At 59.0% G+C, this 25697-nt stretch carries 25 protein-coding genes; 15 read left to right on the top strand and 10 right to left on the bottom strand.

Annotated elements, in window-relative coordinates:
* Nucleotides 1–86 precede the first annotated feature (86 nt).
* The gene (locus GOV79_RS02655) at nt 87–1559 is read left to right on the top strand and encodes a hypothetical protein (RefSeq protein ID WP_170788489.1); all 1473 of its coding nucleotides are present in this window, start codon (nt 87–89) and stop codon (nt 1557–1559) included.
* A gap of 2 nt (nt 1560–1561) precedes the next feature.
* Here the strand turns inward: GOV79_RS02655 and GOV79_RS02660 are convergent, their stop codons facing one another.
* A complete protein-coding gene (locus GOV79_RS02660; RefSeq protein ID WP_170769438.1) occupies nt 1562–1864 on the bottom strand; it encodes a DUF6476 family protein in 303 nt (100 codons plus the stop codon).
* Between GOV79_RS02660 and GOV79_RS02665 the strand changes: the two genes are divergently transcribed.
* From GOV79_RS02665 to GOV79_RS02685, 5 genes are all read left to right on the top strand, one after another.
* The gene (locus GOV79_RS02665; protein ID WP_170788490.1) at nt 1863–2897 is read left to right on the top strand and encodes an RluA family pseudouridine synthase; all 1035 of its coding nucleotides are present in this window, start codon (nt 1863–1865) and stop codon (nt 2895–2897) included. The genes GOV79_RS02660 and GOV79_RS02665 overlap by 2 nt on opposite strands.
* Nucleotides 2898–3043: 146 nt before the next feature.
* The gene (gene rpoH / locus GOV79_RS02670; protein ID WP_170750687.1) at nt 3044–3940 is read left to right on the top strand and encodes an RNA polymerase sigma factor RpoH; all 897 of its coding nucleotides are present in this window, start codon (nt 3044–3046) and stop codon (nt 3938–3940) included.
* A gap of 199 nt (nt 3941–4139) precedes the next feature.
* Nucleotides 4140–5114 (top strand): Gfo/Idh/MocA family protein, encoded by a 975-nt coding sequence (locus GOV79_RS02675; RefSeq protein ID WP_170788491.1) that lies wholly within the window; start codon nt 4140–4142, stop codon nt 5112–5114.
* 57 nt (nt 5115–5171) lie between these two features.
* Entirely contained in the window at nt 5172–5441 is a 270-nt protein-coding gene (locus GOV79_RS02680) for a DksA/TraR family C4-type zinc finger protein (protein ID WP_170352835.1), read from the top strand.
* Between the two features lie 15 nt (nt 5442–5456).
* The gene (locus GOV79_RS02685; RefSeq protein ID WP_170788492.1) at nt 5457–6332 is read left to right on the top strand and encodes a DMT family transporter; all 876 of its coding nucleotides are present in this window, start codon (nt 5457–5459) and stop codon (nt 6330–6332) included.
* Here the strand turns inward: GOV79_RS02685 and GOV79_RS02690 are convergent, their stop codons facing one another.
* The 3 genes from GOV79_RS02690 to GOV79_RS02700 all read right to left on the bottom strand — a co-directional run bounded on the left by GOV79_RS02690 (nt 6333) and on the right by GOV79_RS02700 (nt 9476).
* The gene (locus GOV79_RS02690) at nt 6333–8153 is read right to left on the bottom strand and encodes a M3 family oligoendopeptidase (RefSeq protein ID WP_170788493.1); all 1821 of its coding nucleotides are present in this window, start codon (nt 8151–8153) and stop codon (nt 6333–6335) included. It abuts the gene before it with no gap.
* A 67-nt stretch (nt 8154–8220) separates the two neighbouring features.
* Nucleotides 8221–9186 carry an alpha/beta fold hydrolase gene (locus GOV79_RS02695; protein WP_170788494.1) on the bottom strand — a complete coding sequence of 322 codons (966 nt, stop codon included), beginning with the start codon at nt 9184–9186 and terminating at the stop codon, nt 8221–8223.
* Nucleotides 9186–9476 carry an SCP2 sterol-binding domain-containing protein gene (locus GOV79_RS02700; protein ID WP_170769445.1) on the bottom strand — a complete coding sequence of 97 codons (291 nt, stop codon included), beginning with the start codon at nt 9474–9476 and terminating at the stop codon, nt 9186–9188. The genes GOV79_RS02695 and GOV79_RS02700 overlap by 1 nt, the downstream gene beginning before the upstream one ends.
* A gap of 70 nt (nt 9477–9546) precedes the next feature.
* Here GOV79_RS02700 and GOV79_RS02705 point away from each other — a divergent pair, with 70 nt between their 5' ends.
* The 6 genes from GOV79_RS02705 to GOV79_RS02730 all read left to right on the top strand — a co-directional run bounded on the left by GOV79_RS02705 (nt 9547) and on the right by GOV79_RS02730 (nt 15393).
* Nucleotides 9547–10116 (top strand): tetratricopeptide repeat protein, encoded by a 570-nt coding sequence (locus tag GOV79_RS02705; protein WP_237217920.1) that lies wholly within the window; start codon nt 9547–9549, stop codon nt 10114–10116.
* A gap of 16 nt (nt 10117–10132) precedes the next feature.
* The gene (locus GOV79_RS02710) at nt 10133–12946 is read left to right on the top strand and encodes a helicase-related protein (RefSeq protein ID WP_170788496.1); all 2814 of its coding nucleotides are present in this window, start codon (nt 10133–10135) and stop codon (nt 12944–12946) included.
* Between the two features lie 6 nt (nt 12947–12952).
* Complete coding sequence (locus tag GOV79_RS02715; RefSeq protein WP_170788497.1) at nt 12953–13318, top strand: RNA-binding S4 domain-containing protein; 366 nt, start codon at nt 12953–12955, stop codon at nt 13316–13318.
* A gap of 66 nt (nt 13319–13384) precedes the next feature.
* Nucleotides 13385–13723, top strand: coding sequence for a ferredoxin FdxA (fdxA, locus tag GOV79_RS02720; RefSeq protein ID WP_170788498.1), 339 nt, complete (start codon nt 13385–13387; stop codon nt 13721–13723).
* A 286-nt stretch (nt 13724–14009) separates the two neighbouring features.
* Nucleotides 14010–14519 (top strand): CarD family transcriptional regulator, encoded by a 510-nt coding sequence (locus GOV79_RS02725; protein ID WP_170381457.1) that lies wholly within the window; start codon nt 14010–14012, stop codon nt 14517–14519.
* A 103-nt stretch (nt 14520–14622) separates the two neighbouring features.
* Nucleotides 14623–15393, top strand: coding sequence for a potassium channel family protein (locus GOV79_RS02730; protein WP_170769450.1), 771 nt, complete (start codon nt 14623–14625; stop codon nt 15391–15393).
* Here the strand turns inward: GOV79_RS02730 and cobS are convergent.
* The gene (gene cobS, locus GOV79_RS02735; protein WP_170788499.1) at nt 15390–16154 is read right to left on the bottom strand and encodes an adenosylcobinamide-GDP ribazoletransferase; all 765 of its coding nucleotides are present in this window, start codon (nt 16152–16154) and stop codon (nt 15390–15392) included. The genes GOV79_RS02730 and cobS overlap by 4 nt on opposite strands.
* Nucleotides 16155–16233: 79 nt before the next feature.
* Between cobS and cobT the strand changes: the two genes are divergently transcribed.
* Nucleotides 16234–17247, top strand: a complete 1014-nt coding sequence (cobT, locus tag GOV79_RS02740) for a nicotinate-nucleotide--dimethylbenzimidazole phosphoribosyltransferase (protein WP_170788500.1) — start codon at nt 16234–16236, stop codon at nt 17245–17247.
* Nucleotides 17248–17272: 25 nt separating this feature from the next.
* Here the strand turns inward: cobT and GOV79_RS02745 are convergent, their stop codons facing one another.
* Nucleotides 17273–19153: a monovalent cation:proton antiporter-2 (CPA2) family protein gene (locus GOV79_RS02745; RefSeq protein WP_170788501.1), complete on the bottom strand. Its 1881-nt coding sequence runs from the start codon at nt 19151–19153 to the stop codon at nt 17273–17275.
* A gap of 14 nt (nt 19154–19167) precedes the next feature.
* Nucleotides 19168–19623: an Lrp/AsnC family transcriptional regulator gene (locus GOV79_RS02750; protein WP_170769454.1), complete on the bottom strand. Its 456-nt coding sequence runs from the start codon at nt 19621–19623 to the stop codon at nt 19168–19170.
* 146 nt (nt 19624–19769) lie between these two features.
* Between GOV79_RS02750 and hppD the strand changes: the two genes are divergently transcribed.
* Nucleotides 19770–20867, top strand: a complete 1098-nt coding sequence (hppD, locus tag GOV79_RS02755) for a 4-hydroxyphenylpyruvate dioxygenase (RefSeq protein WP_170788502.1) — start codon at nt 19770–19772, stop codon at nt 20865–20867.
* Nucleotides 20868–20913: 46 nt separating this feature from the next.
* On the opposite strand, the gene GOV79_RS02760 is transcribed toward hppD, so the two are convergent.
* A complete protein-coding gene (locus GOV79_RS02760; RefSeq protein WP_331252287.1) occupies nt 20914–22719 on the bottom strand; it encodes a hypothetical protein in 1806 nt (601 codons plus the stop codon).
* Between the two features lie 258 nt (nt 22720–22977).
* On the opposite strand from GOV79_RS02760, the gene GOV79_RS02765 reads away from it, so the two are divergent.
* Nucleotides 22978–23673 (top strand): SIMPL domain-containing protein, encoded by a 696-nt coding sequence (locus GOV79_RS02765; RefSeq protein WP_170788504.1) that lies wholly within the window; start codon nt 22978–22980, stop codon nt 23671–23673.
* 2 nt (nt 23674–23675) lie between these two features.
* Here the strand turns inward: GOV79_RS02765 and GOV79_RS02770 are convergent, their stop codons facing one another.
* Together GOV79_RS02770 and GOV79_RS02775 are read right to left on the bottom strand one after the other, a co-directional pair.
* On the bottom strand, nt 23676–24386 hold the full coding sequence (locus GOV79_RS02770) for a GNAT family N-acetyltransferase (protein ID WP_170788505.1): 711 nt from the start codon (nt 24384–24386) through the stop codon (nt 23676–23678).
* Between the two features lie 3 nt (nt 24387–24389).
* Nucleotides 24390–25682, bottom strand: a complete 1293-nt coding sequence (locus GOV79_RS02775; RefSeq protein ID WP_170788506.1) for an O-acetylhomoserine aminocarboxypropyltransferase/cysteine synthase family protein — start codon at nt 25680–25682, stop codon at nt 24390–24392.
* Between the last annotated feature and the right edge of the window lie 15 nt (nt 25683–25697).

Genomic DNA, 25697 nt, shown 5'->3' on the forward strand with positions numbered 1-25697 from the left:
CGCTAAAGGCGCTGGGCGGCATGGTCTTCCGATTGTAGCATTCATTTGCCCTTCTGGTCGGGGCCGCAAACAGGAAGGAGCAGCCCGTGGTCGATATCCCTAAGCCCTCAGCCCGGATTGAACTGCTTTCGCGTGCGGCACATCCTGGTTTGATGGATGCTGCGACCGATCCCGATTTGCTGATCGTACTGATCCTGGCCAATCTGATGAGCGACCGGCTGTGGCATATCCGAGATCAGATCCTATCCCGCGTGGACCCGACGGGTCGGGACCTCGCGCCAACCAGTCAGATCACCCATGAGATGCTGGAGTATATCGACCGCCATTTCACCCATGACTTCCCCATGGGCACGGCAGATCGTGTGGGGCTGCTGAACCTTCAGGATGAAAGGGACCGGCTGGGGGCAGAACCTGTCGACCGCATCAAGGCGCAGCTTTGGCGGCACGTGACCCGCCGCCGTTCGGACGGGTTGTTGACCCCCGCGCTGGACATCTTTCCGGTGCTCGAACGAGATCAGTTGCCGCTTTACATCTACAATACAATCGATGGTTTGCATGCTATGTCGCGTCTGATGGGCCATAAAAAGCACCGGCCTATGGGTGTCACCGTTTGCGCGGATGAAGCTACGCTGACAACGTCGCTGGCCACAATCCTGCACGGTATTTCGCTGGTGGATGCTTTTATGGTCGGCTCTCCGGGCCACTACACGACGTTGTTGCAAAAGGACGGCCAGCGGTTCTGGTGCAACGGAAAGCCGGAGTATTTTGATCAGGCCGGGTGGCAGAGGCTCACGAACGGCCCGGATGCCGCCGACCCTCTGGCCGAGTTTGACCGACGCGTGCCCTATGCCGACAGGTTTATCACCATGTACGGAACCTTGGTGCTAGACGGCAGGCCAAGTGCGATTCCGTCAGAGCAATTGGATCGCTTCAATGCGGATTGCAGGGCGTTTTTCGGGATTGAGCTGCCGCCGTTCCGAACACTTCGCCACCAAGGCGTGAGCTTCGTCCCTAGCCGGGCGACAACCGAACAATTGAGGCGCTTTGACACGCTGAAAGGCGCAGACGAGGTGCGCAGCCTGTTGACCGAGCTTGCGGCTTCGGATGATCTCTCGGTCTTTGGAAAGGCGCGGTATTGCTATCGGGATGTGTCGATTCAGGCGCCGGGGGCGTATCTGGCAAACTCTTTGCGCGGACCAAAACTGTGGCAGGCGGCGCAGGAAGTTGATGGGGTAAAGGCCGCGTTGGACCGGATCAGGCGGATCGCGGGAGATGTCAGTATCTATGGCCGCCGCGAGAGGATTGCGATGGCCGATGAAGTGCTGTTGTTTGATACGGGCGATGATGTGGACCGGGGGCTGTTGCTGCTATCGTTGCTTCTGGCCTCGCCAGGCATCGACGCAGAAGCGAAGCGCGCCATGCAACTTATCGCTACAGAAGAGGGGACGTTTCTGACCTTGGGCCATACCGTTCTGGATGTCGCAACGTTGAAGCAAACCGATGCAGCGGTTGGCTCGACCCTACTGCGGTTGAGCGTTGAGTCGCTGACCGCGATCTAGGGCTACTCCACTACGATCTCTTGCCGTTGCCGTCCGGTTGTCTTGTCGAATATCAGGATGCGGTTGTCGTCCGTGACCACGGCGTACCAGTTGTTCCCGATGGTGACCGCCTGCGCCTTGGCGCCGTTTGGCAGCTCGATCTGATCGGGCAGGGTGGGGGTTCTGTCCGATAGCCGGATGACAATCAGCGCGAATGTCACTAGAACGCCGCCAATCATCACCGCGGTCAGCAGCATGACCATCCGCCGCAGCAATCGAAGCTGAGGCGTTTCCTGCGGTTCTTGCGGTTCGGAAGGGACAGTCATGGGCACTCGCCAGATTGAATTTCAGATCGCGGCAGATCCGCCGCCACGCCTTGATAAGGCGCTTTCGCGCGATGTGCCACCCGAGGAAAATCTGTCTCGCACGCGTCTTGCCCGATTGATCGAAGAAGGTGCCGTGTGGATCAACGGAACCGTGGCCAGCGATCCCAAGGCAAAAGTGGCCGAGGGCACATCTGTCACGATTGCGGTGGTCGAGGCCGAAGACAGCCATATCGGCCCCGAGGATATCCCGCTGGAGGTGGTGTTCGAGGACGCCGATTTGATCGTCATCAACAAACCCGCAGGCATGGTAGTGCATCCCGCACCAGGCTCGCCCAATGGGACGCTGGTGAATGCTCTGCTGTATCATTGCGGAGGCGACCTGTCGGGCGTGGGGGGCGTAAAGCGTCCGGGTATCGTGCATCGAATTGACAAGGAAACCAGCGGCTTGCTGGTCGTCGCTAAATCAGATGCCGCGCATCACGGCCTGGCCGCCCAATTCGAGGCCCACACGGTCGAGCGCTATTATCGCGCGGTGTGCTACGGTGTTCCCGACGCCAACGATCCCCGTTTGCGCGGTGTGAAGGGTGTCAGTTTTGAGCCCGGCAACATCATGCGCCTGACCACGCAATTGGCCCGTCACAAGACCGACCGACAGAGACAGGCGGTTCTTTTCCATGGCGGGCGTCATGCCGTGACGCGGGCGCGGGTGGTTGAGACATTTGGCGACCCGGCGGGATTGGCCTTGATCGAATGCTGGCTGGAAACGGGCAGAACGCACCAGATTCGCGTGCATATGGCCCATGCGGGACACGGTTTGGTGGGCGATCCCGTCTATGGCGGCAAACGCAAGCTCGCGGCCAAAGCGCTCAGTACTGATACCGCCGAAGCGGTGCGCGCCTTCCCGCGACAGGCTTTGCACGCCGCGGTTCTGGGGTTCGAGCACCCCGTCACTGGCGATATTTTGCGGTTTGAGGCTAATTTGCCGGAAGACATGGAGAAACTGATTGATAAGCTGCGCGCGCCGTTGTCATAATATGCGCACACTCGTGAGTAACGCGTTCTTATCTTTTCTTTATCGTTGGTTAATACCACTCTGTTAGCGCTGCCTCTTGAATGAATCGGGACGACCTCCCATATCCTATGTTAACAACTTAAACATTTGTCGGAGGGACATGAATTATGGCAAATTACGCAAATCTCCCCGCGCCGACGCCCGAGGGTGGCCTGAACCGCTATATGCAGGAAATCCGCAAGTTTCCGCTGCTGGAGCCGGAAGAGGAATACATGCTGGCCAAGCGCTGGGTCGAAGAGCAAGACACTGAATCGGCTCATAAAATGGTTACGTCGCATCTGCGCCTGGCGGCTAAGATCGCGATGGGTTATCGCGGCTACGGTCTGCCGCAGGCCGAGGTGATTTCCGAGGCCAATGTAGGCCTGATGCAGGCGGTCAAACGGTTCGACCCAGAAAAAGGGTTCCGTCTGGCGACCTATGCGATGTGGTGGATTCGTGCCTCGATTCAGGAATATATCCTGCGGTCCTGGTCGCTGGTGAAGCTGGGAACGACCTCGGCGCAGAAAAAGCTGTTTTTCAACCTGCGCAAGGCCAAGGCGCGTATCGGCGCGTTGGAAGAGGGTGATTTGCGCCCTGAAAACGTGGCGCAGATCGCCAACGATCTTGGCGTGACCGAAGAGGAAGTCATCAGCATGAACCGCCGGATGTCCGGTGGTGATGCCTCGCTGAACGCGACTGTCGGGTCCGAAGGCGAAGGCACCATGCAATGGCAGGACTGGCTTGAGGATGAAGATGCCGATCAGGCAGGCGACTATGAGGCGCGCGACGAGTTGGACGCACGCCGCGAATTGCTGGCCGCCGCGTTGGAGGTGCTGAATGACCGCGAAAAGGACATTCTGACTCAGCGCCGCCTGATGGATCAGCCTGTGACGCTGGAAGAGTTGAGCACGCAGTATAACGTCAGCCGCGAGCGCATCCGTCAGATCGAGGTGCGAGCCTTCGAAAAGCTGCAAAAGAAAATGCGCGACCTTGCGCGCGAGAAAGGGATGCTGGGCCAGATGTAATCCGGCCGCTGCGAACCAAAGCCCGCCTGAGACGGCGGGCTTTTTTGCGTCTAATACCGTTTAAGGTGTCGCTCTCTGATAAGTGATGTGTTGACGTTAGAAATGGCCAAAAATGCCTGACTTCGCGCCTAGACGTTGCTAAAAGAACCGAGATTGGACCGTTAGCGATAACGGCGATACTGAAATTTGGGAGGGACTTATGCAAAACCCGGTTCAATGGGGCGTTCTGGGCGCCGCGAATTTTGCGCGTCGGTTTATGGCTCCGGCTATTCACGCGGCGGAAGGCGCGCGGCTGGCCGGATTGGCAACGTCAAGCCCGGCCAAGGCCGAACCGTTTCAGGCTTTTTGCCCCGATCTGACCGTTTATGACAGCTATGATGCGCTGCTGGCCGATCCGCAGATCGATGCGGTTTATGTCCCGCTGCCCAATCACCTGCATGTAGAGTGGTCGCTAAAGGCCTTGGATGCCGGTAAGTACGTGTTGTGCGAGAAACCCATGACCATGCAGGCGTCCGAGTTCGATGCGCTGATCGCCAAGCGGGATGAGACAGGACTGTTGGCTGCCGAGGCCTATATGATCGTGCATCACCCGCAGTGGCAGTTCGCCAAAAAGCTAATCGCGGATGGGGCCATTGGCAAACTTATCCATGTGACCGGTGTTTTCACCTATGACAATCGTGCCGACACTGGCAACATCCGAAACCGCCCCGAAACTGGCGGCGGCGGGTTGCGCGATATCGGCGTTTACACGATCGGTAGCGCTCGGTTTGTCACTGGGGAAGAGCCGGTCGAGGTCCGCTCGACGATCCGATGGGAAAACGACGTGGACGTGTTCACCGAGATTAATGCGCGCTTCCCCGGATTTACCTATTCGACCTATGTGTCGACCCGGATGCACCCGCATCAGGCGATGGAGTTCCACGGCGAAGGCGGTGTAATCCGTTTGACCGCGCCGTTCAATGCGCGGGTTTTTGACGTGGCGCAGGTCGAGTTGCATCGTCCGGGGCTGGAAGTGCAGATCACACGCTTTCCCGGTGACGATCAGTACATATTGCAGGTCGAAGCCTTCGGTCGATCCGTGCGGGAAGGGGCGACCTATCCGTGCCCGTTGGAGTTCTCGCGCGGGACGCAGGCGATGATTGACCAGGCGTTTGAGGTGGCGGTCTCACTCTGACTTGCCACGCGCGGGTCCGGCAGCCTAATCTGGTCGTCACCTGAACAGGAGACGACAATGGCAGGCGGCTGGGCGCGTGATGGCGCGGTGAGTGAACAGATCGAGGCGTCGATATCCGACGAACTGGCCCGGATGCAGGCGCAAAAGCGCCCTCAGGGCGAAAGCCTGACCCATTGCGCAGAATGCGAAGAGCCGATCCCCGAGAAACGCAGACTTGCCCTGCCGGGGGTGAAACTCTGTCTGGATTGCCAGCAGGATAGGGATGGCGCGTTCAAAGCGCGGTCCGGGATCAATCGACGCGGGTCCAAGGACAGTCAGTTGAAATAACCCATGCCTGTGCCCATGCCAAAACAGCCCCTGTTGCAGAATGGATTGGTTCTTGGGTTCCTGGCTGCGTTCTTGTGGGGTACGCATAGCGTCATCGTGCGCTATCTGACCAGCGATCTGGGCGGGTTGCAAATCGCGGTCTCGCGCCTGTTCATCGCGGCGTTGGCGATTTATTGCATGTTGCGTCTGATGCGGGTGTCCGTCTCAGTCCGGTTGGGTGACTGGAATTTCCGTCTTGCCGTATTGTCGACCGTCGTGAACTATATCCTGTTCCACATCGGGCTTGAACATACCGGCGCGGCCAATGCGATGGTTTTGGAGAACACGGCACCCTTTTTCGTGCTGGTTTTTCTTTATTTCTTTGCGGATACACCGGTTACGCGAACCGATGTTCTGGTCACAGTTTTGGCCATTCTGGGCGTTTTTCTGACCGTTTTCAGGGATTTTCAGGGAGGCGGAGAGCCCTTATTCGGGGATATTCTTGAAATCGGAGCCGGGCTAAGCTGGGCGGTCTTCCTGATCTCAAGCAGTCGGGCTATGCGCAATTCGAAATCGACCGGAGAGCGGCTGAATTTCCTGTTCGGCATCTTCTTGTGTTCCGGGGCGCTTCTGCTGCCGCTGGCCGCGTTTTCGATGCAGGTTCCGTCCGCCAATGACGTGGTGTTCCTGATCTTGCTGGGCGTGCTGCCGACCGCCTGCGCCTATTACCTGTGGTACGAGGCTGCTGCGCGGGTTTCGACATTGACCGCAACCTTGATGTTTGCGGCCTCGGTCGTGTTCACCTTTGTCAATTCGGCGCTGTTTCTGGGGGCCGCAATCACGCCGATTGCAGCCCTTGGGGGTGTGCTGATCGTGGCGGCCGTGTTTTTGACCACCAAAAACCAGAAATGATCAGCCCTCCATCGCTTCCAATTCGTCGATAAAGCCCGAGATCATCGACAGGCCCTTGTCCCAGAACTTGGGATCGCTGGCGTCAAGCCCGAACGGGGCCAACAATTCCTTGTGGTGCATCGAACCACCGGCGCGCAGCATGTCGAAATACTTGTCCTCGAACCCATCGGACCCGCTTGCGTAGACGGAATAGAGGGCGTTCACCAATCCGTCGCCAAACGCGTAGGCGTAGACGTAGAAGGGCGAGTGGACGAAGTGTGGGATATAGGCCCAGAAAGTCTCGTACCCGTCCATGAATTCGAATGCCGGGCCAAGGCTTTCGGCCTGAACGCTCATCCACAGGGCGTTGATGTCGTCGGGCGTTAGCTCGCCTTCGCGGCGGGCGGCGTGGAGTTTGCATTCGAAATCATAGAACGCGATCTGGCGGACGACCGTGTTGATCATGTCCTCGACCTTACCGGCCAGCAGCACTTTGCGCTGTTCGGGGGTTTCGGCCTGATCCAGCATCTTGCGGAAGGTCAACATCTCACCAAAGACCGAGGCCGTTTCGGCCAGTGTCAGTGGGGTAGAGGACAGCATCTCGCCCTGACCGGCGGCCAGTACTTGGTGGACACCATGACCTAGCTCGTGCGCCAGGGTCATCACGTCGCGCGGTTTGCCCAGATAGTTGAGCATCACGTAGGGGTGCACGTCGGTCACGGTCGGGTGGGCAAACGCACCCGGCGCTTTGCCCGGCTTCACGGCCGCATCAATCCAGCCCTTGCTGAAGAAGGGGGCAGCAATTTCGCCCATGCGCGGGTCAAACGCGTTATAGGCATCCATCACGGTCTTTTCGGCCTCGTCCCAGCCGACGATGCGCGTGTCTTCCATCGGCAAGGGCGCGTTGCGGTCCCAGACCTGCATCACGTCCAGCCCCAGCCATTTGCGCTTGAGCTCGTAGTAGCGGTGACTCAGTTTAGGATAGGCGGCAACCACAGCTTCGCGCAGAGCCTCAACCACTTCAGGTTCCACGTCGTTTGACAGGTGGCGACCGGTTTGAGCGGTTGGCATATTGCGCCAGCGGTCTACGATTTCTTTCTCTTTGGCCTGTGTGTTGTGAACGCGGGCAAAGGTTTTGACGTTGTCCTGAAACACCCGCGCCAATTCGCGGGCGGCGGTCTCGCGTTTGGTCCGGTCCTGCTCGGTCAGCAGGTTCAGGGTGCCTTCGATGTTCAGTTCTTCACCTTCGATATCAAAGGTAAGACCGGCGATGGTTTCGTCAAACAGTCGTTCCCATGCATCGCCGACAACACCCAGATCGTGCAGGAATTTCTCCAGCTCATCAGACAGTTGATAGGGCTTCATCGCGCGGATGCGGCGGAAGACGGGTTCGTACCGGCCCAGATCCGCGTTGGCGTCGAACCGGGCTTTCAGCGCGTCATCGTCGATACGGTTGAGCTCGAGCGTGAAGAACACCAGCGGCGTGGTGAAGATGGTGATCTTTTCCTGCATATCCGACAGGAACTTGGCGCGGTCCGCATCGGTGGTCAGCTGGTAGTACCGCAGACCGGCGAAGGACATGATCCGCCCGGCAATGGCGTTGATCTTTTCGTTTCGTAGGACGCATTGCAGCAGTCCATCGGCATCCAGATCGGCCAGCTTGCCCTCGTAGTCTGCGGCAAAGGACGCACATTCGCCTTCCAGCCAGTCCAGATCGCGCGACAGTTCCGGCGCCTCTTCCGAGCTGTACAGATCCGTCAGGTCCCATTCCGGCAGGTTGCCAAGATTGTCGGACCCGCCGACTGCGTTTGCGTCACGGACGGGGAAGGGAAGGTCGCGCATGGATCACCTCGAAATAATAGCTTTCGCCAACATCTAGGCGCGCCGGGCAGGGATCACAAGCGGGGTGTTAGTCAGACAGGGCGGGTTCGCGTTCAGCAGCCATGAAATGCGCCGCCAACTGGTCGAAAACGGGGCCTCGGACCTCAGGCGCTTCCATCAAAACCTCGTGTTCGCCGTCGGGGATTTCCACCAGCGTGCCGCTGGGCCAGTTGGCCATGCGGGCGCGGATGGCCTTGCGGTCCACGATTTGTTCATGGGTTCCCAGGAAAGTCAGGCAGGGGGTCTTGGGCGCGGGTTGGTCCATCAGCCACGCGCATTCGTCCAGCGCCTCGCGCAGCCAGATGGTGGAGGGCGCGCCCAGCGTTAGCTCGGGGTGCGCGTTCAGTTGATCTTGCATCATCTTGTACATCGCCGGATCGCGGGTCAGCACGTTGCCTTCGAACGGTTGCGACAGCACATAGCTTTCTAGCGATGTGGTCGGTGGAGTCTTTTCCCCCAACCCCAACCGAGGCCCCCAATAGGCGGTCAACCGGCTGAGCGGTTTCATCAGCGGAGTAAAGAAAATCCCCCACATCGGCCCGGTAAAGGCACATGTAGCGAAGTGATCGCTTTCGATCACGGCCCGCAGCCCTATGGCGCCGCCCATCGAATGCCCGATGAGGTGCCATGGCTTTGGCAGGTCCAGCTCAATAGCAAGGTTCAGCGCGGCCTGAACGTCTTTCTGATAATCCGGTATCGTATCGACATGACCGACTCGTGGGTCATCTAGCAACCGATCCGCAAGCCCCTGACCTCGCCAGTCGATTGTCAGGAATGCAAAGCCACGACCGACAAATTCGCTCGCGGTATCGCCGTATTTTTCGATATATTCCGTGCGGCCAGGGAACATGAACACCGTGCCGCTGCTGTTGGTTTCAGGTTGCCAATGGGCCACCCGAATGCGGACATTATCCGTGGTGTTCAACCAGTGGGCCTGTCCGCCGGCTGGGGCACCGGCCACGTCTTCGAACAAGGGGGCCGGTGACGCGTTCATCAGGCTAGCGCCGATGCCAGTTGCATGGCGACACCCATGTCACCATCGACGGTCAGCTTGCCGGACATGAAAGCACCAGTCGGGTTCAACTCACCACTGAGGATTTGTTCGAACGTGTCGACATCCGCGCTCATGGTGACGTCGGCCTCTTCGTCGCTGACGCGCGCGCCGCTGCCGTCCAATACGATTGCACCCAGGCCTTCGATGGCGAACTTGGCGGATGCGCCAAAGCCGCTGTCGGCCAGTTTTTCGTTCAGCGCCGCTGCGGCTTTTTCCAGAGTGTCGCTCATGGTTCTCCTCACTTTGATTTGAGCGCAGGGAATGGACATCCCACTGCGCTACGCTACACTGAACGTTGTTATGAGCATTGCAAGCATCAATCTCAAAGGTATCGTCGCGGCAACCGCGCTCCTAGTCACGTTTTCCATCCCTTGTCTTGCACAGCAGGCCGACTCGCGGGATGAAGCCGAGCTATTGCAGCAATTGGCGCAATCAACACCTGATCAAGCGATTGGCATCGATCGTCAACTCAAGTCGCTTTGGTCCTTGTCGGGTTCGGCTTCGGCAGACCTGTTGTTGGAACGAGGACGCGAGGCGCTGGAGGATGGCGATACCAAGGCCGCCATCGAGCATTTGACGGCGCTGACTGATCACACCCCTGACTTCGCCGAAGGATGGCATGTGCGGGCGTCGGCCTTTTTCGGGATCGAACGCTTTGGCATGGCGGCGGCGGATCTGGAATATGCCCTGTCGCTGAACCCCAACAATTACGAGGCGATCTACGGATTGGGATTGATCTTTGAAATCGTGGGTCAGCCCGATAAGGCGCTGCAAGCCTATGAGCGCGCATTGGCTATACATCCCCATCATGAAGAAGTAACCAATGCGGTGAATCGACTGAAGCCTCAGGTCGAGGGCTCGGCCCTCTAAGGGGCAGGGGGCAAGAGTGAGCGGGTCATCCCGAATCGTGGCCGTACTGGGCCCGACGAACACAGGCAAAACGCATTACGCGATTGAACGTATGCTGGGCCACCGGACCGGTATCATTGGCCTGCCGCTGCGTCTGCTCGCGCGTGAGGTTTATGACAAGATCGTCGCTATTCGCGGGCCGTCCGTCGTGGCGCTTGTTACGGGCGAAGAGCGGATCGTGCCGCCGCGCACCCAATATTGGGTCTGCACGGTCGAGGCGATGCCCGAAGGCATGGGCGCGGACTTCGTGGCCATCGACGAAATCCAGCTGTGTACCGACCCCGAGCGCGGCCATGTCTTCACAGACCGTCTGTTGCGGTCGCGCGGTACAAGCGAGACGCTGTTCCTAGGCTCGGACACCATGCGTGGTCCCATATCAGCGCTGGTGCCCGAGGCACAGTATGTGCGGCGCGAACGGATGTCTCAACTGGTCTATGCCGGGTCGAAAAAGATCAGCCGGATGCCCCCGCGCAGTGCCATCGTCGGGTTCTCGGTGGATAGCGTCTATGCCATCGCAGAACTGCTGCGTCGTCAAAAGGGCGGGGCGGCCGTGGTGATGGGGGCGCTCAGCCCGCGTACGCGGAACGCGCAGGTCGATCTCTATCAGAATGGTGAGGTGGATTATCTGGTCGCCACCGACGCAATTGGGATGGGCCTGAACCTGGATGTGAATCACGTCGCGTTTTCTTCGCTGACCAAGTTCGACGGTCGGAGGATGAGGCCACTTGCCCCCAACGAACTGGCCCAGATCGCCGGCCGGGCCGGGCGCGGCATGTCGGATGGCACGTTCGGTGTTACGGGCGAGGCCCCGCCGCTGGATGACGGTGTGGCGCAGGCCATCATGGACAGCCGCTTTACGCCGATGAAAAAGCTGAACTGGCGAAATGCCGCTTTGCGGTTCGGATCCATCGAGGCGCTGATCAACTCGCTAGAAGTCAGCCCGGACAATGAAAACCTGCTCAAAGCGCGGCCCGCCGACGACCTGAACGTGCTGAAATCCCTGTCGCAAGTGACCGAAGTGATGGCCCGCGCAAGCGATCCGCAATCCATCCGCTTGTTGTGGGATGTATGCCGAATCCCCGATTTTCGCGGCATTAGCCATTCGGAGCATGCCAGCCTGCTCGAGGTGATCTACGGCCATCTGCACGAACGCCAGTCGATCCCTGATGACTTTATGGCGCGGCAAATCCGCCGGATTGACCGGACAGACGGAGATATTGATGCGCTGTCCAAACGGCTGGCATATATTCGCACCTGGACATATGTTGCGCAACGAAACGGATGGGTGCGTGACGAATCCCATTGGCGTGAGGAAACGCGCACTGTAGAAGACAGGCTGTCAGATGCATTACATGACCGTCTGACCCAACGATTTGTGGACCGGCGCACATCCGTTTTGCTGCGGCGGCTCAAACAGAAGGAGGCCCTTTTGGCCGAAGTAAATGACAAGGGTGAAGTGACCGTCGAAGGCGAATTCGTCGGTCGTTTGGAAGGGTTCCGGTTCATTCCGGACAAAGCTGCGCAGGGGACCGAGGCGAAAGCCTTGAAATCGGCTTCGCTGCAAGCTCTCGCGCCGCAATTCCATCTGCGTGCCGACCGCTTCTACAACGCGCCCGATACAGAAATTGATTTCACCGAACAAGGTGGCCTGATGTGGGGCGAATATGCCGTTGGCAAGCTGGTTGCCGGGGCCGAGCCGCTCAAGCCCATGGTCGAGGTTTTCGTAGACGAAGCCGCAGGCCCCGATGTCGAACAGAAGGTGCAGCGCCGGCTGCAGCATTTCATTGACCGTAAGGTGGCCGCGCTGTTTGAACCGCTGCTGAACCTGTCGCGGGACGAGGAACTCAGCGGTCTGGCCAAGGGCTTTGCATTCCGCATGGTCGAGGCATTGGGCATCTTGCCGCGTGCGCAGGTCGCGCAAGAGGTCAAGGATCTGGATCAGGACGCTCGCGGTGCGCTGCGCAAGCACGGCATCCGCTTCGGTCAATTCACGATCTTCATGCCGCTGCTGCTGAAACCCGCGCCGACGCGCTTGCGTCTGGTTCTGTGGGCGCTGTCCAGCGGCTTGCAGGAATTCCCTGAAGCGCCGCCTCCGGGTCTGGTTACGGTCCCCGTCGCAAAGGACGCGCCGCAGGGGTATGACACCATGTGCGGTTACCGCGACGCCGGTGAGCGCTCGATCCGTATTGATATGCTGGAACGTCTGGCTGACATGCTGCGGTCTGAGGACAGCCGCGGCGGGTTCGAAGCCAAGCCCGACATGCTCTCGATCACCGGCATGACGCTGGAACAATTTGCCGACCTGATGCGGGGCTTGGGCTATAAGGCCGAGCGGGGTGAGCGTGAAAAGGTCAAAGCCGCGCTTGCGGAACAACCTGGGGCGGAAGCGCCCGAGCAACCTGCTGCTGAGGAAACCCCGGCAGAAGCAGTTGCGACAGACGATGCGCCCGCACCCGCCGAGGCGCTAGCCGAGGCCACCGAAAGCACCGAGGCAGCAGCCGAGGCTCCTGCCGCAGAACTCGCAAGCGATGAGCCTGAAGTTGAAGTGTTCTACACCTTCACATGGGGCCGTCAGCGCCAGCAGAATCGTGGCCCGCGCCGCGAACAGGGGCAGGGCAAGGGCAAGCCGCGTGGCAAACCTCAGGACGGTCGTGGCAAGCCGCAAGGCAAAAAGGGTGGCAAACCGCAAGGCGCGAAATCCTTCTCGTCCCGACCGCCCAAGAAAGAGAAAGCCATTGATCCCGACAACCCCTTCGCCGCTGCGTTGATGGGGCTGAAGGACGGCAACTAAGCGCGGATGTCCGAGGCCAGGCTGCGGATCGACAAATGGCTGTGGCAGGCGCGGTTCTTCAAGACCCGCAGCCTGTCCGCCAAACAGGTCAGCGGCGGTCATGTGCGCGTGAACGGAAACCGGGTGCTGAAACCGGCGACAGCTATCAACCCCGGCGATGTTCTGACCTTTCCTCAGGGCCGCATTGTGCGTGTTGTGCGGGTGGAAAAACTGGGTGAACGGCGCGGTCCGGCCCCCGAGGCACAAACGCTATATTCGGATTTGACCGAAAAGCAGGACAAGCCGCTGCAAAATCCAAGTTTTGAAGGAAAAGGTCGTCCGACCAAGAAAGATCGGCGCGCGCTTGATCTTTCTCGCAATCAAGATAGCTGATCCTATCTTGAAGCCGACGCCATACTGATTTAGCTAGACGCCCAAAGCGCAAACGGGAATCCGACCATGACCTACGTTGTCACTGAAAACTGCATTGGCTGCAAATATACCGACTGTGTCGAAGTATGCCCGGTGGATTGTTTCTACGAAGGTGAGAACACGTTGGTCATCCACCCCGATGAATGCATCGACTGCGGCGTGTGCGAACCCGAATGCCCCGCCGACGCAATCCGCCCCGATACCGAGCCGGGTATGGATGAATGGGTCGAGTTCAACCGAAAATACTCGGAAATGTGGCCGGTCATCGTGACCAAGAAAGACCCCTTGCCAGAAGCCGCGGAACGCGACGGCGAAGAAGGCAAGATGGAGAAGTACTTCTCTGAAGCGCCCGGCGAAGGTGGCTAAGCGATTCGCTCTCTGAACTCAGTGGTTTAGATGCCGAAAAAACGCCACAACCTTATGTTTAATAATGATTTTATCGGCTCATTGGTCGGTAGCGCTTTTGTGTGTCGCATTTTTGTGATATACTTTGTAGCTGAATGATGACTGAGCTGGGGATGACTCCGTAAGTATGGACGCTTTGGAGTTCTAATTTTTTGACAAACAAACTGCCTGACCGGGCCTTAAAGGCACGGTTTTGGGGTGTTTTGTCGTTTTTTTGTCTGGCTCTGCTAACCAAGGATGAACCTGAATGTCTAAGTCGAAAAAGCTTGAGTTCCGCCCGAACGATTATGTGGTCTACCCCGCGCATGGTGTGGGTCAGATTATCTCGATCGAGGAACAGGAAGTTGCCGGGTATTCGCTTGAGCTGTTTGTGATCTCGTTCGAGAAAGACAAGATGACCCTGCGGGTGCCGACCAACAAGGTGACCGAATCCGGTCTGCGGTCGCTGAGTTCGCCCGACGTGATCTCTCAGGCGATGAAGACGTTGAAGGGCAAGGCCAAGGTGAAGCGCGCAATGTGGTCGCGCCGGGCGCAGGAATATGAACAGAAAATCAACTCGGGCGACCTGATCTCGATCGCAGAGGTGGTCCGCGACCTGCACCGCACTGACGATCAGCGCGAACAAAGCTATTCCGAGCGTCAGCTCTATGAAGCTGCCTTGGAACGTCTGACTCGTGAAGTTGCAGCCGTATCCGGCGCCGGTGAAGTGTCGGCCGCCAAGCAGGTGGATGAGGTGCTGACCTCGCGCGCTGCCTGATCGCATTGCTTTGAATAGTTGGGGCCGCTCCTGTTGGGGGCGGCCTTTTTTATTTTCTACCTCTTCGTTTGGGGGTATTTTCCCAATAGGTAGAGGCGTCTAGATGGCCCAGATAAAGAAAACGCTCAAATATCTGTATATCGGACATGACCCGGTTTCGGTCTGGTTTCGCTATGGGCTGATCCTGTTCGACGCGGTGACAATCGTGTTTTTTGTCGCCACTGCGCATATTTCACACGGTCCTGGGATCACGATCGCCAGCATGTTCGTCGGGTTCCTGATCCTGCTGGACTTTTCGGCGCGCCTATGGATCGCGCGGGACCGGCGCAAACTATTCTTCAAGATTTACACCCTGGCCGATCTGGTTGTGATCGTGTCGCTAATGCTCGACCCATTCCTTTCGGGCAATCTGGCCTTTCTGCGGATTCTGCGCGCTCTGCGCTTGATCCATTCCTTTCACTTACTGCGCGATCTGCGCCGCGACGTCCAATATTTCCGCACCCATGAAGACGCGGTTATTGCCGCCATCAATCTGCTGGTCTTTGTATTCGTGACCTCGACTGCCGTTCTGGTCTTTTTCATCCCCGAGGATAGCCAGACCCCTTATATTGACGCTTTGTATTTCACCATGGCGACGCTGACGACAACGGGGTTCGGCGACATCACGCTGGACACACCGGGCGGTAAGCTGATTTCGGTCTTTATCATGGTGGTTGGGGTGGCGCTGTTCGTGCGGCTGGCGCAGGCGATTTTCATGCCACAAAAAGTACGGCACAAATGCCGAAGCTGCGGCTTGTATCGACACGACCCAGACGCTGTGCACTGCAAACATTGCGGCGAAGTGTTGCGGATCGAAACTGGAGGCGCGTCCTAAAGCGCCGCCGCCAGCGCTATCAGAATGGCAAGCTCGGTCATCACCTGCGTTGCGCCCAACACGTCGCCGGTCTGTCCCCGAATTTTGGATCTGGCGACCAAACCGATGGCGAACGTAACAAGAGCGGCGACAATCAAAGCCTTAAAAGCGGGGGCTCCAATCAAGATCAGGGCCATTGCGAGGGCAAAGGCAGCCCCAATCCCAGTAGTGGACGACAGGGGAGCGCCGACCGAATGGCTCAGACCAGCGTTTCTAGCGTTGGGCAGGGCAGTCATCAATATCGGCATCATTGCGCGCGACAGGATGCAGGCAGTCAGTATGCCTCCGAAAGCGCCAGTTGCCAGCAAGGGGGCGATCAGCGCAACGCGCAGGGCTTGCGACAAGATCAGGGCAAGAACGCCATAAGTGCCGATGTGGCTGTCTTTCATGATCTCAAGACGTCGGGCCGGGTCAAACCCGCCCCAGAACCCGTCTGTGGTGTCAGCCAGCCCGTCCTCGTGCATGGCCCCGGTACACAGTATCAGCACTGCAACCAGTATGATGGCGCAGGCCAACGGGGGCAGGCCCCAAGCCGATCCGACCCATCCCGCCGCACAGGCCAGAGCGCCGACAACGAAACCGGCGGACGGAAACGCCCAGGCGGCTAAGCCCTGACGATCAAAAGCATCCTCGGGCAGGCGCGGGATCGGTAAACGCGTCAACAGGACCAGTGCCAGCAGTATATCCCAGTGGGAAATGAGTTTGGTGTCGTTTTTTAGCACTCCCGCGCCTTTCAGGGTCTTGTTGCTTTGGTCGCTTCGGTTAAACACACAGGACCACTCTGATGCAACGAGGCTTTGGATGCTGCCAGACCTGACCGACCTGAATTCTTTTCGTGACGCCCTTTCTAATGCGCCCGGATCCGATGGCGACGCCCGTCAGGGTGCCGCGGACCGGAACGGACAATTGACCAAACCTCCAGGTGCGCTGGGGCGGCTGGAAGATCTGGCGATCTGGTATGCGGCCTGGCGTGGGGACGCGCGGCCGCAGATCAATGCGCCGCAGGTCATTGTCTTTGCCGGAAACCATGGTGTTACGGCGCAGGGCGTTTCGGCCTTTCCGCCCGAAGTGACCGTGCAGATGGTGATGAATTTCGAACATGGCGGCGCGGCGATCAACCAGTTGGCCAAAGCGGCGGGAGCAACGATGGACGTGCACGCGCTGGAGCTTGACCGTCCGACCGTGGATTTCACCACCGGTCCGGCCATGTCCAAGGACGAACTGTTGCGTGCGCTGCAAACCGGCTGGAACGCAGTGAACCCGGAAGCTGACCTGCTGGTCGTGGGCGAGATGGGGATTGGCAATACCACCCCCGCCGCCGCGATTGCCTGCGCCCTGTTCGGAGGCGAAGCCGCCGATTGGACTGGGCGTGGAACCGGCGTGGACGATGCTGGGCTGGCCAACAAAACCCGTGTGGTGGCAGAGGGCGTAGCCCTGCATGGCGGCTCGGGCGACGGGTTGGAGGTGCTGCGCTGTCTGGGCGGGCGCGAGATTGCGGCCATGGCTGGGGCGATTGCTGCCGCCCGCATCCTGCGCATTCCGGTTGTTTTGGACGGGTTCATCTGTTCAGCTGCTGCGGCCTGTCTGGCCCGCACGGTCGACGGGGCGCTGGATCACACCGTGGCAGGCCATCAAAGCGCTGAAGGCGCGCATGGCGCGGTGCTCGCCCAGCTTGGCAAAGAGCCGCTGCTCAGCCTCGGCCTACGTCTGGGTGAAGGGTCTGGTGGTGCTTTGGCGATCAATATCGTTAAAAGCGCTGTCGCCTGTCATTCCGGTATGGCAACCTTTGCTGAAGCTGGCGTGTCGGACGGCTAAGCTGAAGGGCCTGACCGGGGAACGGTCAGGCTGATTTCTGGGCGTGTTTCTCGGCCAGTTCCAACAGCTCGGTCTCTAAGTCCTTTTCAAGCTGCCGGGCCCGATCGATATATTTCTTGTTCTCACCGGTGGGCATCCCGGGGATCCACAGTTCGGCCAATTCCCGAACAGCGGTCCGGTCGTGGTGGTAAAAGGTCTGCTCGGCCTGCGCCGCCTCGTAGTCGCTGAGGCCGATATTCTCGAGCACATAGCGTCCAGCCCGGAGCGATCCGTCAAACATCTCGCGCACGATGTCATTGGCCCCGGCCTGATACAGCTCGTACACATGGGTTCGGTCATGAGCGCGGGCGACGATATGAAGGTCGGGACGCTGGCGGCGGGCGAAGCTGACCAGCCGCGTGACTGTCTTGGGGTCATCCATCGCAGCGACCAGAACTGAGGCTTTCTCTAACCCGGCGGCACGCAGCAGTTCTGGGCGGGTGGGATCGCCCAGGAACCCTTTGACGCCAAACCGACGCATCAGCTGGATGGTTTCGATATCGTGGTCCAGAACGATTGTCTTGAACCCGCTGGCACGCACCAGCCGGTTCACAATCTGACCAAACCGACCGATACCTGCGATGATCACCGGGCCTTTCTCGTCGATCTCATCGGGTTCGGGGACGGGTCCGCCATCGCTGATCCGGCGCGAGAGCAGGTCGTAGATGATGAACAAAAGTGGCGTAATCAACATTGTAAGGGCGATGATCATCAGCAGCTTTTGTGACAGATCGGGCGGGATGACGTTTTGCTGTGTTGAGAAGGCCAGCAGAACAAAGCCAAATTCACCCGCTTGCGCTAAACCCAAGGTGAATAGCCAATGATCGCGCCCGCGCAGTTTGAAGGCACGGCCAACCAGAAACAGGATGATGCCTTTGGCCAGAATGACCAAAAGGGCGAGGCCTATCAGATCAAACGGGTCGTTGAAGAAATAGGCGACATCAATCCCGGCCCCCACGGTGATAAAGAACAACCCCAGAAACAGACCTTTGAACGGTTCCAGGTCGCTTTCCATTTCATGGCGGAACTCCGAACTTGCCAGAACTACACCCGCCAGAAACGCGCCAAGGGCGGGCGAAAGGCCGACCAACGTCATCAGGAAGGAAATCCCCACGACGATCATCAGCGCCAGCGCCGTATACATCTCGCGCAGGCGGGTGGCATGGATGAAGCGGAACAAGGGGCGGGTCAGGTAGATACCGGCAAGGATGACGAAAGCGATGGCGGCTAGTGTCACCAGCGTTACCGCCCAGCCCGGCAGCCCATCCACTAGAGACAGGCTGTGATGCGCCTTGTCATGCAGGTCTGCCGCTCCCCGCTCGATAGATCCGTCATTCTGGATGTGAGGCACCGCAGGCAGCGCCAGCAGAGGCAGCAAGGCCAGCATCGGGATCACCGCAATATCCTGCGTCAACAGAACTGAGAACGTCGCTCGGCCGCCATTTGTCTGCATCAACCCCTTTTCCGACAGGGTTTGCAGCACGATCGCGGTTGAGGACAATGATAGGGTCAACCCGACAGCTAGCGCCACCGACCACGGGTGGTTGGCATACATGGCCACGCAGGCAATCACCGCAGTGGACAACAGAACCTGCAGCCCACCAAGACCCAGTAGCCGTTCGCGCATATCCCACAAGGCGCGAGGCTCCAGTTCCAGCCCGATCAGGAACAGCATCATGACAACACCGAATTCGGCAACATGTTGCAGGCTTTCGGTCTCGGCCCCCACCAGTCCGAACATCGGACCGATGACAATGCCGGCGGCCAGGTATCCCAATACCGACCCAAGACCCAGGCGTGCTGACAAGGGCACAGCGATCACGGCGGCCGCCAGATAGATCGAAGCCTGGTATAGGAAATCGTCCATATTATCCTCTCGGGTCAGGTGGGCAGGGGCGCATCGCGCTTGAGTTGGTCCATCACGATCTGGCTTTGCACCCGTGCCACCGCAGGATGCGGCAGTATCACTTGATGAAGCAAGCGATTGAGCGCGGAAAGATCGTCGCAATAGACATGCAGCAGATAGTCAGCCTCGCCGGTCATCGTCCAGGCGCTGGTGATCTCGGGTCGAGTGTCAACCAAACGGGCGAAACTGTCGGATTGCTCGGGGCCATGGGTGCCCAGATGTACCTGGATAAAACCTTGCACCTGCAAGCCCAACTTCAGTGGGTCCAGCCGCGCGGCATAGCCGGTGATATACCCCTCGGCCTCGAGCCGTTGACGGCGGCGTCCGGCCTGACTGGGCGACAGGTTCAGCATCTCACCCAATTGATGGGCCGTCAGGTGTGCATTTGTCTGGAGCGCCGACAAAAGCCGTGTGTCTATTGAATCCAACACCTGCGCAAATTCCTCATAAAATCATCAAAACGTGCGAATATTTCGCATCTTAACTTAGTTTATCCGAAAACAATGCGCAGAAACAGCGCCGAATAAGACTTATTTTGGAATCAGCAAAGAAATTCCTGTTTTTACGGAGACGCGCCATGGGACCCTTCCCGCATAACGCCCCGAAATCTGCCATCAGCCCCGAAAATCCGGCCGGAACTGACGGGTTCGAGTTCGTCGAATTCGCCCACCCCGTGCCGCAGGAACTGCGCGACCTGTTCGCCAAGATGGGGTTTGAGTTGGTCGGCCACCACAAGGACAAGCCGTCTGTCGAGCTGTGGCAGCAGGGCGACGTGACCTATATCCTCAATGCTGATCCCGAGAGCTTTGCCGCCAAGTTCGTCGCAGAACATGGCCCTTGCGCCCCTTCGATGGGCTGGCGTGTTGTGGATGCGCAAAAAGCTTTTGAGCATGCAGTCAGCAAAGGCGCCGAGCCCTATGACGCCGCAGATAAAACGATGGATGTGCCTGCGATCAAAGGGATTGGCGGATCGCTGATCTATTTCATCGACCAATATTACGACACCTCGCCCTATAATCAGGAGTTTACCTGGACCGAACATTCCAAGCCGCGCGGCGACGGGTTCTATTACCTCGATCACCTGACCCACAACGTCTACAAGGGAAATATGGACAAGTGGTTCAAATTTTACGGCGATTTGTTCAACTTCCGTGAGATTCGTTTTTTTGACATTCAGGGTAAGTTCACCGGGCTCTATAGTCGCGCGCTGACATCCCCCTGCGGCCGTATCCGCATTCCTATCAACGAAGACCGGGGCGAGACGGGCCAGATCGTGTCCTACCTCAAGAAATACAAAGGCGAGGGTATTCAGCATATCGCGGTCGGCAGCGAGGACATCTATGCCTCGACCGATGCGATTGCCGAAAAGGGTCTGAAGTTTATGCCGGGCCCGAACGAAGCCTATTACCACATGTCCAAGGACCGCGTGGCCGACCATGAAGAGCCGCTGGACCGGATGATGAAACACGGCATTCTGATTGACGGCGAGGGCGTGCTGGACGGGGGCGAAACCCGGATCTTGCTGCAAATCTTCTCGAAAACCGTGATCGGCCCGATTTTCTTCGAGTTTATCCAACGCAAAGGAGATGACGGGTTTGGTGAAGGAAATTTCCAGGCTCTGTTCGAATCCATCGAGCGCGAACAAATCGAATCCGGTGAAATTTCGGCCGCTTGATCCTGTGTCTTAACTTGATCTCGGGGGCGGCCTGCGCCCCCGGTGATCAACTTCTGGGCAGCCGCAATGTTACGTTCTGGCCGCGTTTTTGATAGCGCAGTTCGGAATCGCCAATCGCCACCACATTGCCGCCGTCCAGCCTGTCTCCGACTTTCAACTTCTTGTAGCGCCCACTGGGCAGACGCACCAAGGCGCGTCGGTTGGCAGGCGTCCCATAGACGCCGATCAGGTTCAGCTTGCGCAGGTTGATCGCGTTATCGATTGTCGCCTGCCGCGCGACCGAAGCAGAGGACGGGATTTTTGGCGCGACCGCTTTGGGCTGGAAGGACTCCGCCTCGTCAACGGATTGCGCAACGGCGGCGGTCGATCCCAAATTCACAGTGTTAACACGCGCGCTACGAGCTGCCCCGGCAGGGCGCGGTTTAGGGCGCGGGACGCGAACTACGGCCAGTGCGGTGGGTGTGTAGTCAATCTCTGGCGGCTTCAGGGATGCAGGTCGCAGTTTGGGGCGCAAGACTGCCAATTCCTGCAATGTGCGCCCGCCAAGCTGCTGGCGCTCGAACTGGTCGATCAGGTTCTCGGGGCGCGGCTTTGGCCGCAGCTCGGCCAGACGCGATGTCGCCTCATCAGGGACAGGCTCTTCCTCGAACCGCACGGGGACATCCGGGGGTACTTTCGACGGGCGACCGAGATAGACGATAATGCCGTCCGGGTTCAACGTGCCGTCGGCAGTGGGTGTCACCAAGCCGCGCTCGTCCAACTCAAAACGGGTGCCTGCAGCCGATGGTTGCGCGACCGGGTCGAATTCCAGATCGGTGTCAAACCTTGCTACTTGCGGCAAGGCAACCGCGTCGCGCGACAGGTCCGACGGGTCGATGGAGGCCAGATAGATATCTTCGGCCTCAACAGCGACAGGGTTGTTCAGGGGCTGAGGTATTTCAAACCGCACAGCAGGCAGCAGCGGTTGCGGCTCAGGTTCGGGCGCGATCGGTTCAACAACGGTGGGCGCGACTTTCAGCGCCTCGAGGATGGCGACATCCGTAGCGGAAAGCGCAGGTTCTTCAGGTTCGGCAGGGGCGGGAATAGGCTCGGACGCGGCGGTTTCGATTTCAACGGGGTCACTTACGACCGTTTCCGTCGCGGGCGGTTCATCTGGTTCGGCTTCGACAAATTCTGTGTCGGCTGGATAGACCTCGATGGTTTCCACGGGTTCAGGCGGGGCGGTCGCAGTCTCGGGATCAACCTCGATTTGGGCGGTTTCCGTCTCTTGGACTTCGTCGTCGGGACTGCCGCCAAGCGCCCAGACTAAAACAGCCACCGCCGCAACACCTGCGACTGCTGCGGGAATCGCATATTGCGTCAGGTTCGCTGCGTTCGGAATGGACCGAGTCTCTGCTTCAGGGACAGACCGGAAATCCGCAGCAGCGGGAGAGGGCGCTACGACATGCACAGCTGGTTGCGGAGTGTCGGGAACGGGTGCCGCGATAGGCTCGGGTGACAGTAACTGAGGAGCTTCGGGATAGTCTTCACCATCGGTTGGTGCCGTGATCTGAACCGGTACGAATCCATGTTCAGTGGCAAACTCGCGGGCTTCGGTTAGCGTTTGTTTCGCCACAACGGCGACGTGAATGATCTGGTCCCTTGTTGCGGTATCATAAACCAGCTCGTCCAACGTGTAAGGCGTCGCGCCGGTCAGAGCCGTCTCAACAGATCCGTCCGCGCCATCGGCGTCGATAGCCAGATAGCGTACCTGATCTTTCGGCAGCACCAGCGTACAGCTCAGCTGCGTCTCAAGCGCAAAGGCCTTGTCGCGTAGCGTGGCAAGCTGCGCGCCCAGATCCGGCTCATCCACGAACACATCACCAAGCCAAAATGAGTCATTGTTGGCCAAATGGTGCAAAGAGATTCCGGTAGACGAAAAAATCAGCTCAAAGGCAGGTTTCATAAGCCGGACGAACCATAGTTATCAGGGTCAAAACAGACAGGCATCCCGTCCGCAGACCGACATTAAAGCAGGATCTTGCCGAGGGAAAGAAAAAGCCGGGTTTCCCCCTTGTTCGGCAGACCCTTGCCACCCCATCTTGACAGTAACGAAATCGGAGGGAAGACCTTGAAGAAATTCGCTTTTCTGGCGGCCTTGATGGCCGCAACCGCGGTTGGCGCAGCCCATGCGGAAGAACGTCGCATCACCGTTAGCGCAGCAGGCACTGTGCTGGCTGAACCGGACATGGCCACCATTACTCTGGGCGTTACCAATGAGAATGCGCAGGCCGCTGCCGCGATGAAGGCCACGTCAGATGCTGTGTCGCAAATCCTGGCACGGCTGGACCAGATGGGGATCGACGCGCGCGATGTGCAGACCCGCGATCTGTCACTGTCACCGGTCTGGGCGGGCCGTGGCAACCAAGCTGGAGAACGGCCTGAAATCTCGGGCTTTTCAGCCTCAAACCGCGTGTTTGTGCGGGTGCGTGATCTGACGCAGTTGGGCGCAGTGATGGATGCGGTCATCCAAGACGGGGCCAATGATTTCGGCGGTCTCAGCTTTGGTATTCAAGACCCCAAACCGCTGGAGGCTGAGGCGCGTGCCAAAGCCGTGGCCGAGGCGACAGCCAAGGCCGAGCAACTGGCGCAGGCAGCCACGGTCACGCTGGGCCCGGTTCAGCAGATCAGCGAGCAGGTCGGCGGCATCCGGCCTGCGGCCCAGATGCGCGAATTCGCGACGGCGGATGCAGGTGGAATTCCGGTGGCAGGAGGCGAGGTCTCGGTCTCGGTCAATGTCACGATGGAGTTTGGGATTTCCCAGTAAGCTCAGCGTGATGCGCGGGCTTGCAGTGACTGGCGCTGCTGGCCCGTCTGGTCGAAGTTTTCAGGGGTCAACCATGCCTCGAAAGCCGATCGAATACGGGGCCATTCGCTGTCCAGAATCGAATACCACGCGGTGTCCCGGTTGCGTCCTTTATAATGGGTTGCTTGCCGGAAGATTCCTTCGAAGGTGAAGCCCAGCCGCTCGGCCGCGCTGCGCGACGGCGCGTTCAACGCATCGCACTTCCACTCATACCGGCGATAGCCCAGTTCGTCGAAGACCCGCCGCATCATCAGATACATCGCTTCAGTCGCCACGGGCGTGCGCTGCATCAAGGGTGAGAAATGGATATAGCCGACCTCGATGACGCCGGCGTCGGGGGTGATACGCAAATAGGTTGCGTGGCCAACCGGGGTGCCGGTTGCGTCCAGAACAGTGTGAAACATCGGATCCGCGCTGCGTTCGGCCTGTTCCATCCAGTCCGAGAACGCGAGCTCGGATTTGATCGGCTCTTCTGGGAGGTAGGTCCAGTTTCGACCGTCTTCGTCCTGCGCAAACGCCCGGTAGAGGCCGGACGTATGCTGTTTCGCGTCCAAAGGAACCACTGAACAAAACTGCCCCTGCATATCGGTGCGCGGTGGCATCGGGCGCGGAAACTCACCCGACACCGGCGCGCCGATGGGTTGGCCAAAGGCGTTGGTTCTATGGTCCGTCATCACTCAGGCAGTGGCTTTGGACAGAGCCTGATCCAGATCAGCGATCAGGTCATCTGCATCCTCAATCCCGATCGAGACACGCACAACGCCGGGACCGGCCCCTGCGGCCTCTTGCTGTTCGGGGGTCAATTGCCGGTGCGTGGTCGAGGCCGAATGGATAATCAGCGAGCGCGCATCGCCAAGGTTCGCAACATGGCTAAAGATTTCCAGCGCGTTCACCAGCTTGACGCAGGCGTCATAGCCGCCTTTGACCGCGAAGGTGAACAGCGCACCGGCGCCCTTCTTGTACTGTGTCTTGACCCGGTCGGAATAGGGCGACGAAGGCAAGCCTGCATAGGTCACGTAGTCCACCCGGTCATCGGCTTCTAGCCAGGCTGCAATCTTCTGCGCGTTCTCAACGTGACGCTCCATCCGCAGCGACAGGGTTTCGATCCCCATCAGCGTATAATGCGCCGCCTGTGGGTTCATGGTCATGCCCAGATCGCGCAGACCGATGGCGATTCCGTGGAAGGTGAAGGCCAGCGGCCCGAAAGTCTCGTGGAACTTCAACCCGTGATAGGCGGGCTCGGGTTCGCTGAGCGAGGGGAACTTGTCATTCGCCGACCAGTCGAACTTACCCGAATCCACGATGCAACCGCCGGTGACGGTTCCGTTGCCGGTCAGGTATTTGGTGGTCGAATGCACCACCAACGTCGCCCCCTGTTCGATGGGGCGGCACAGGTATGGCGTGGCCGAGGTGTTGTCGACGATAAGCGGAATGCCCGCCGCGTCCGCAACGTCTGCCATCGCACGGATATCGGTGACGTAGCCACCGGGGTTCGAAATGGACTCGCAGAACACAGCACGGGTGTTTTCGTCAATCGCGGCCTTTACCGCCTCGGGGTCGTCCATATCGACGAATTTGGCCGACCAGCCAAAACGTTTGATGGTCTGGCTGAACTGCGTGACCGTGCCACCATACAGGCGGGTCGAGGCCACAACGTTGCAGCCCGGTCCCATCAGCGGGAACAGCGCCATGATCTGCGCCGCGTGACCTGATGAGCAGCAAACAGCGCCTACGCCACCCTCAAGCGTTGCCACGCGCTCTTGCAGCACGGCGACAGTGGGGTTGGTCAAACGGGAATAGATGAAGCCCACCTCTTGCAGGTTGAACAGCGCGGCCGCGTGGTCGGCATCACGGAAGACATAGGCCGTGGTCTGATAGATCGGCGTCTGGCGCGCGCCTGTGGCCGGATCGGGCCGGGCGCCTGCGTGAATCTGAAGCGTGTCAAAGCCATAGGTGGGGCCGTCAGACATGGTTAAAATCTCCCT

This window comes from Ruegeria lacuscaerulensis (assembly GCF_013034745.1).
GTDB lineage: Bacteria > Pseudomonadota > Alphaproteobacteria > Rhodobacterales > Rhodobacteraceae > Ruegeria > Ruegeria lacuscaerulensis_B.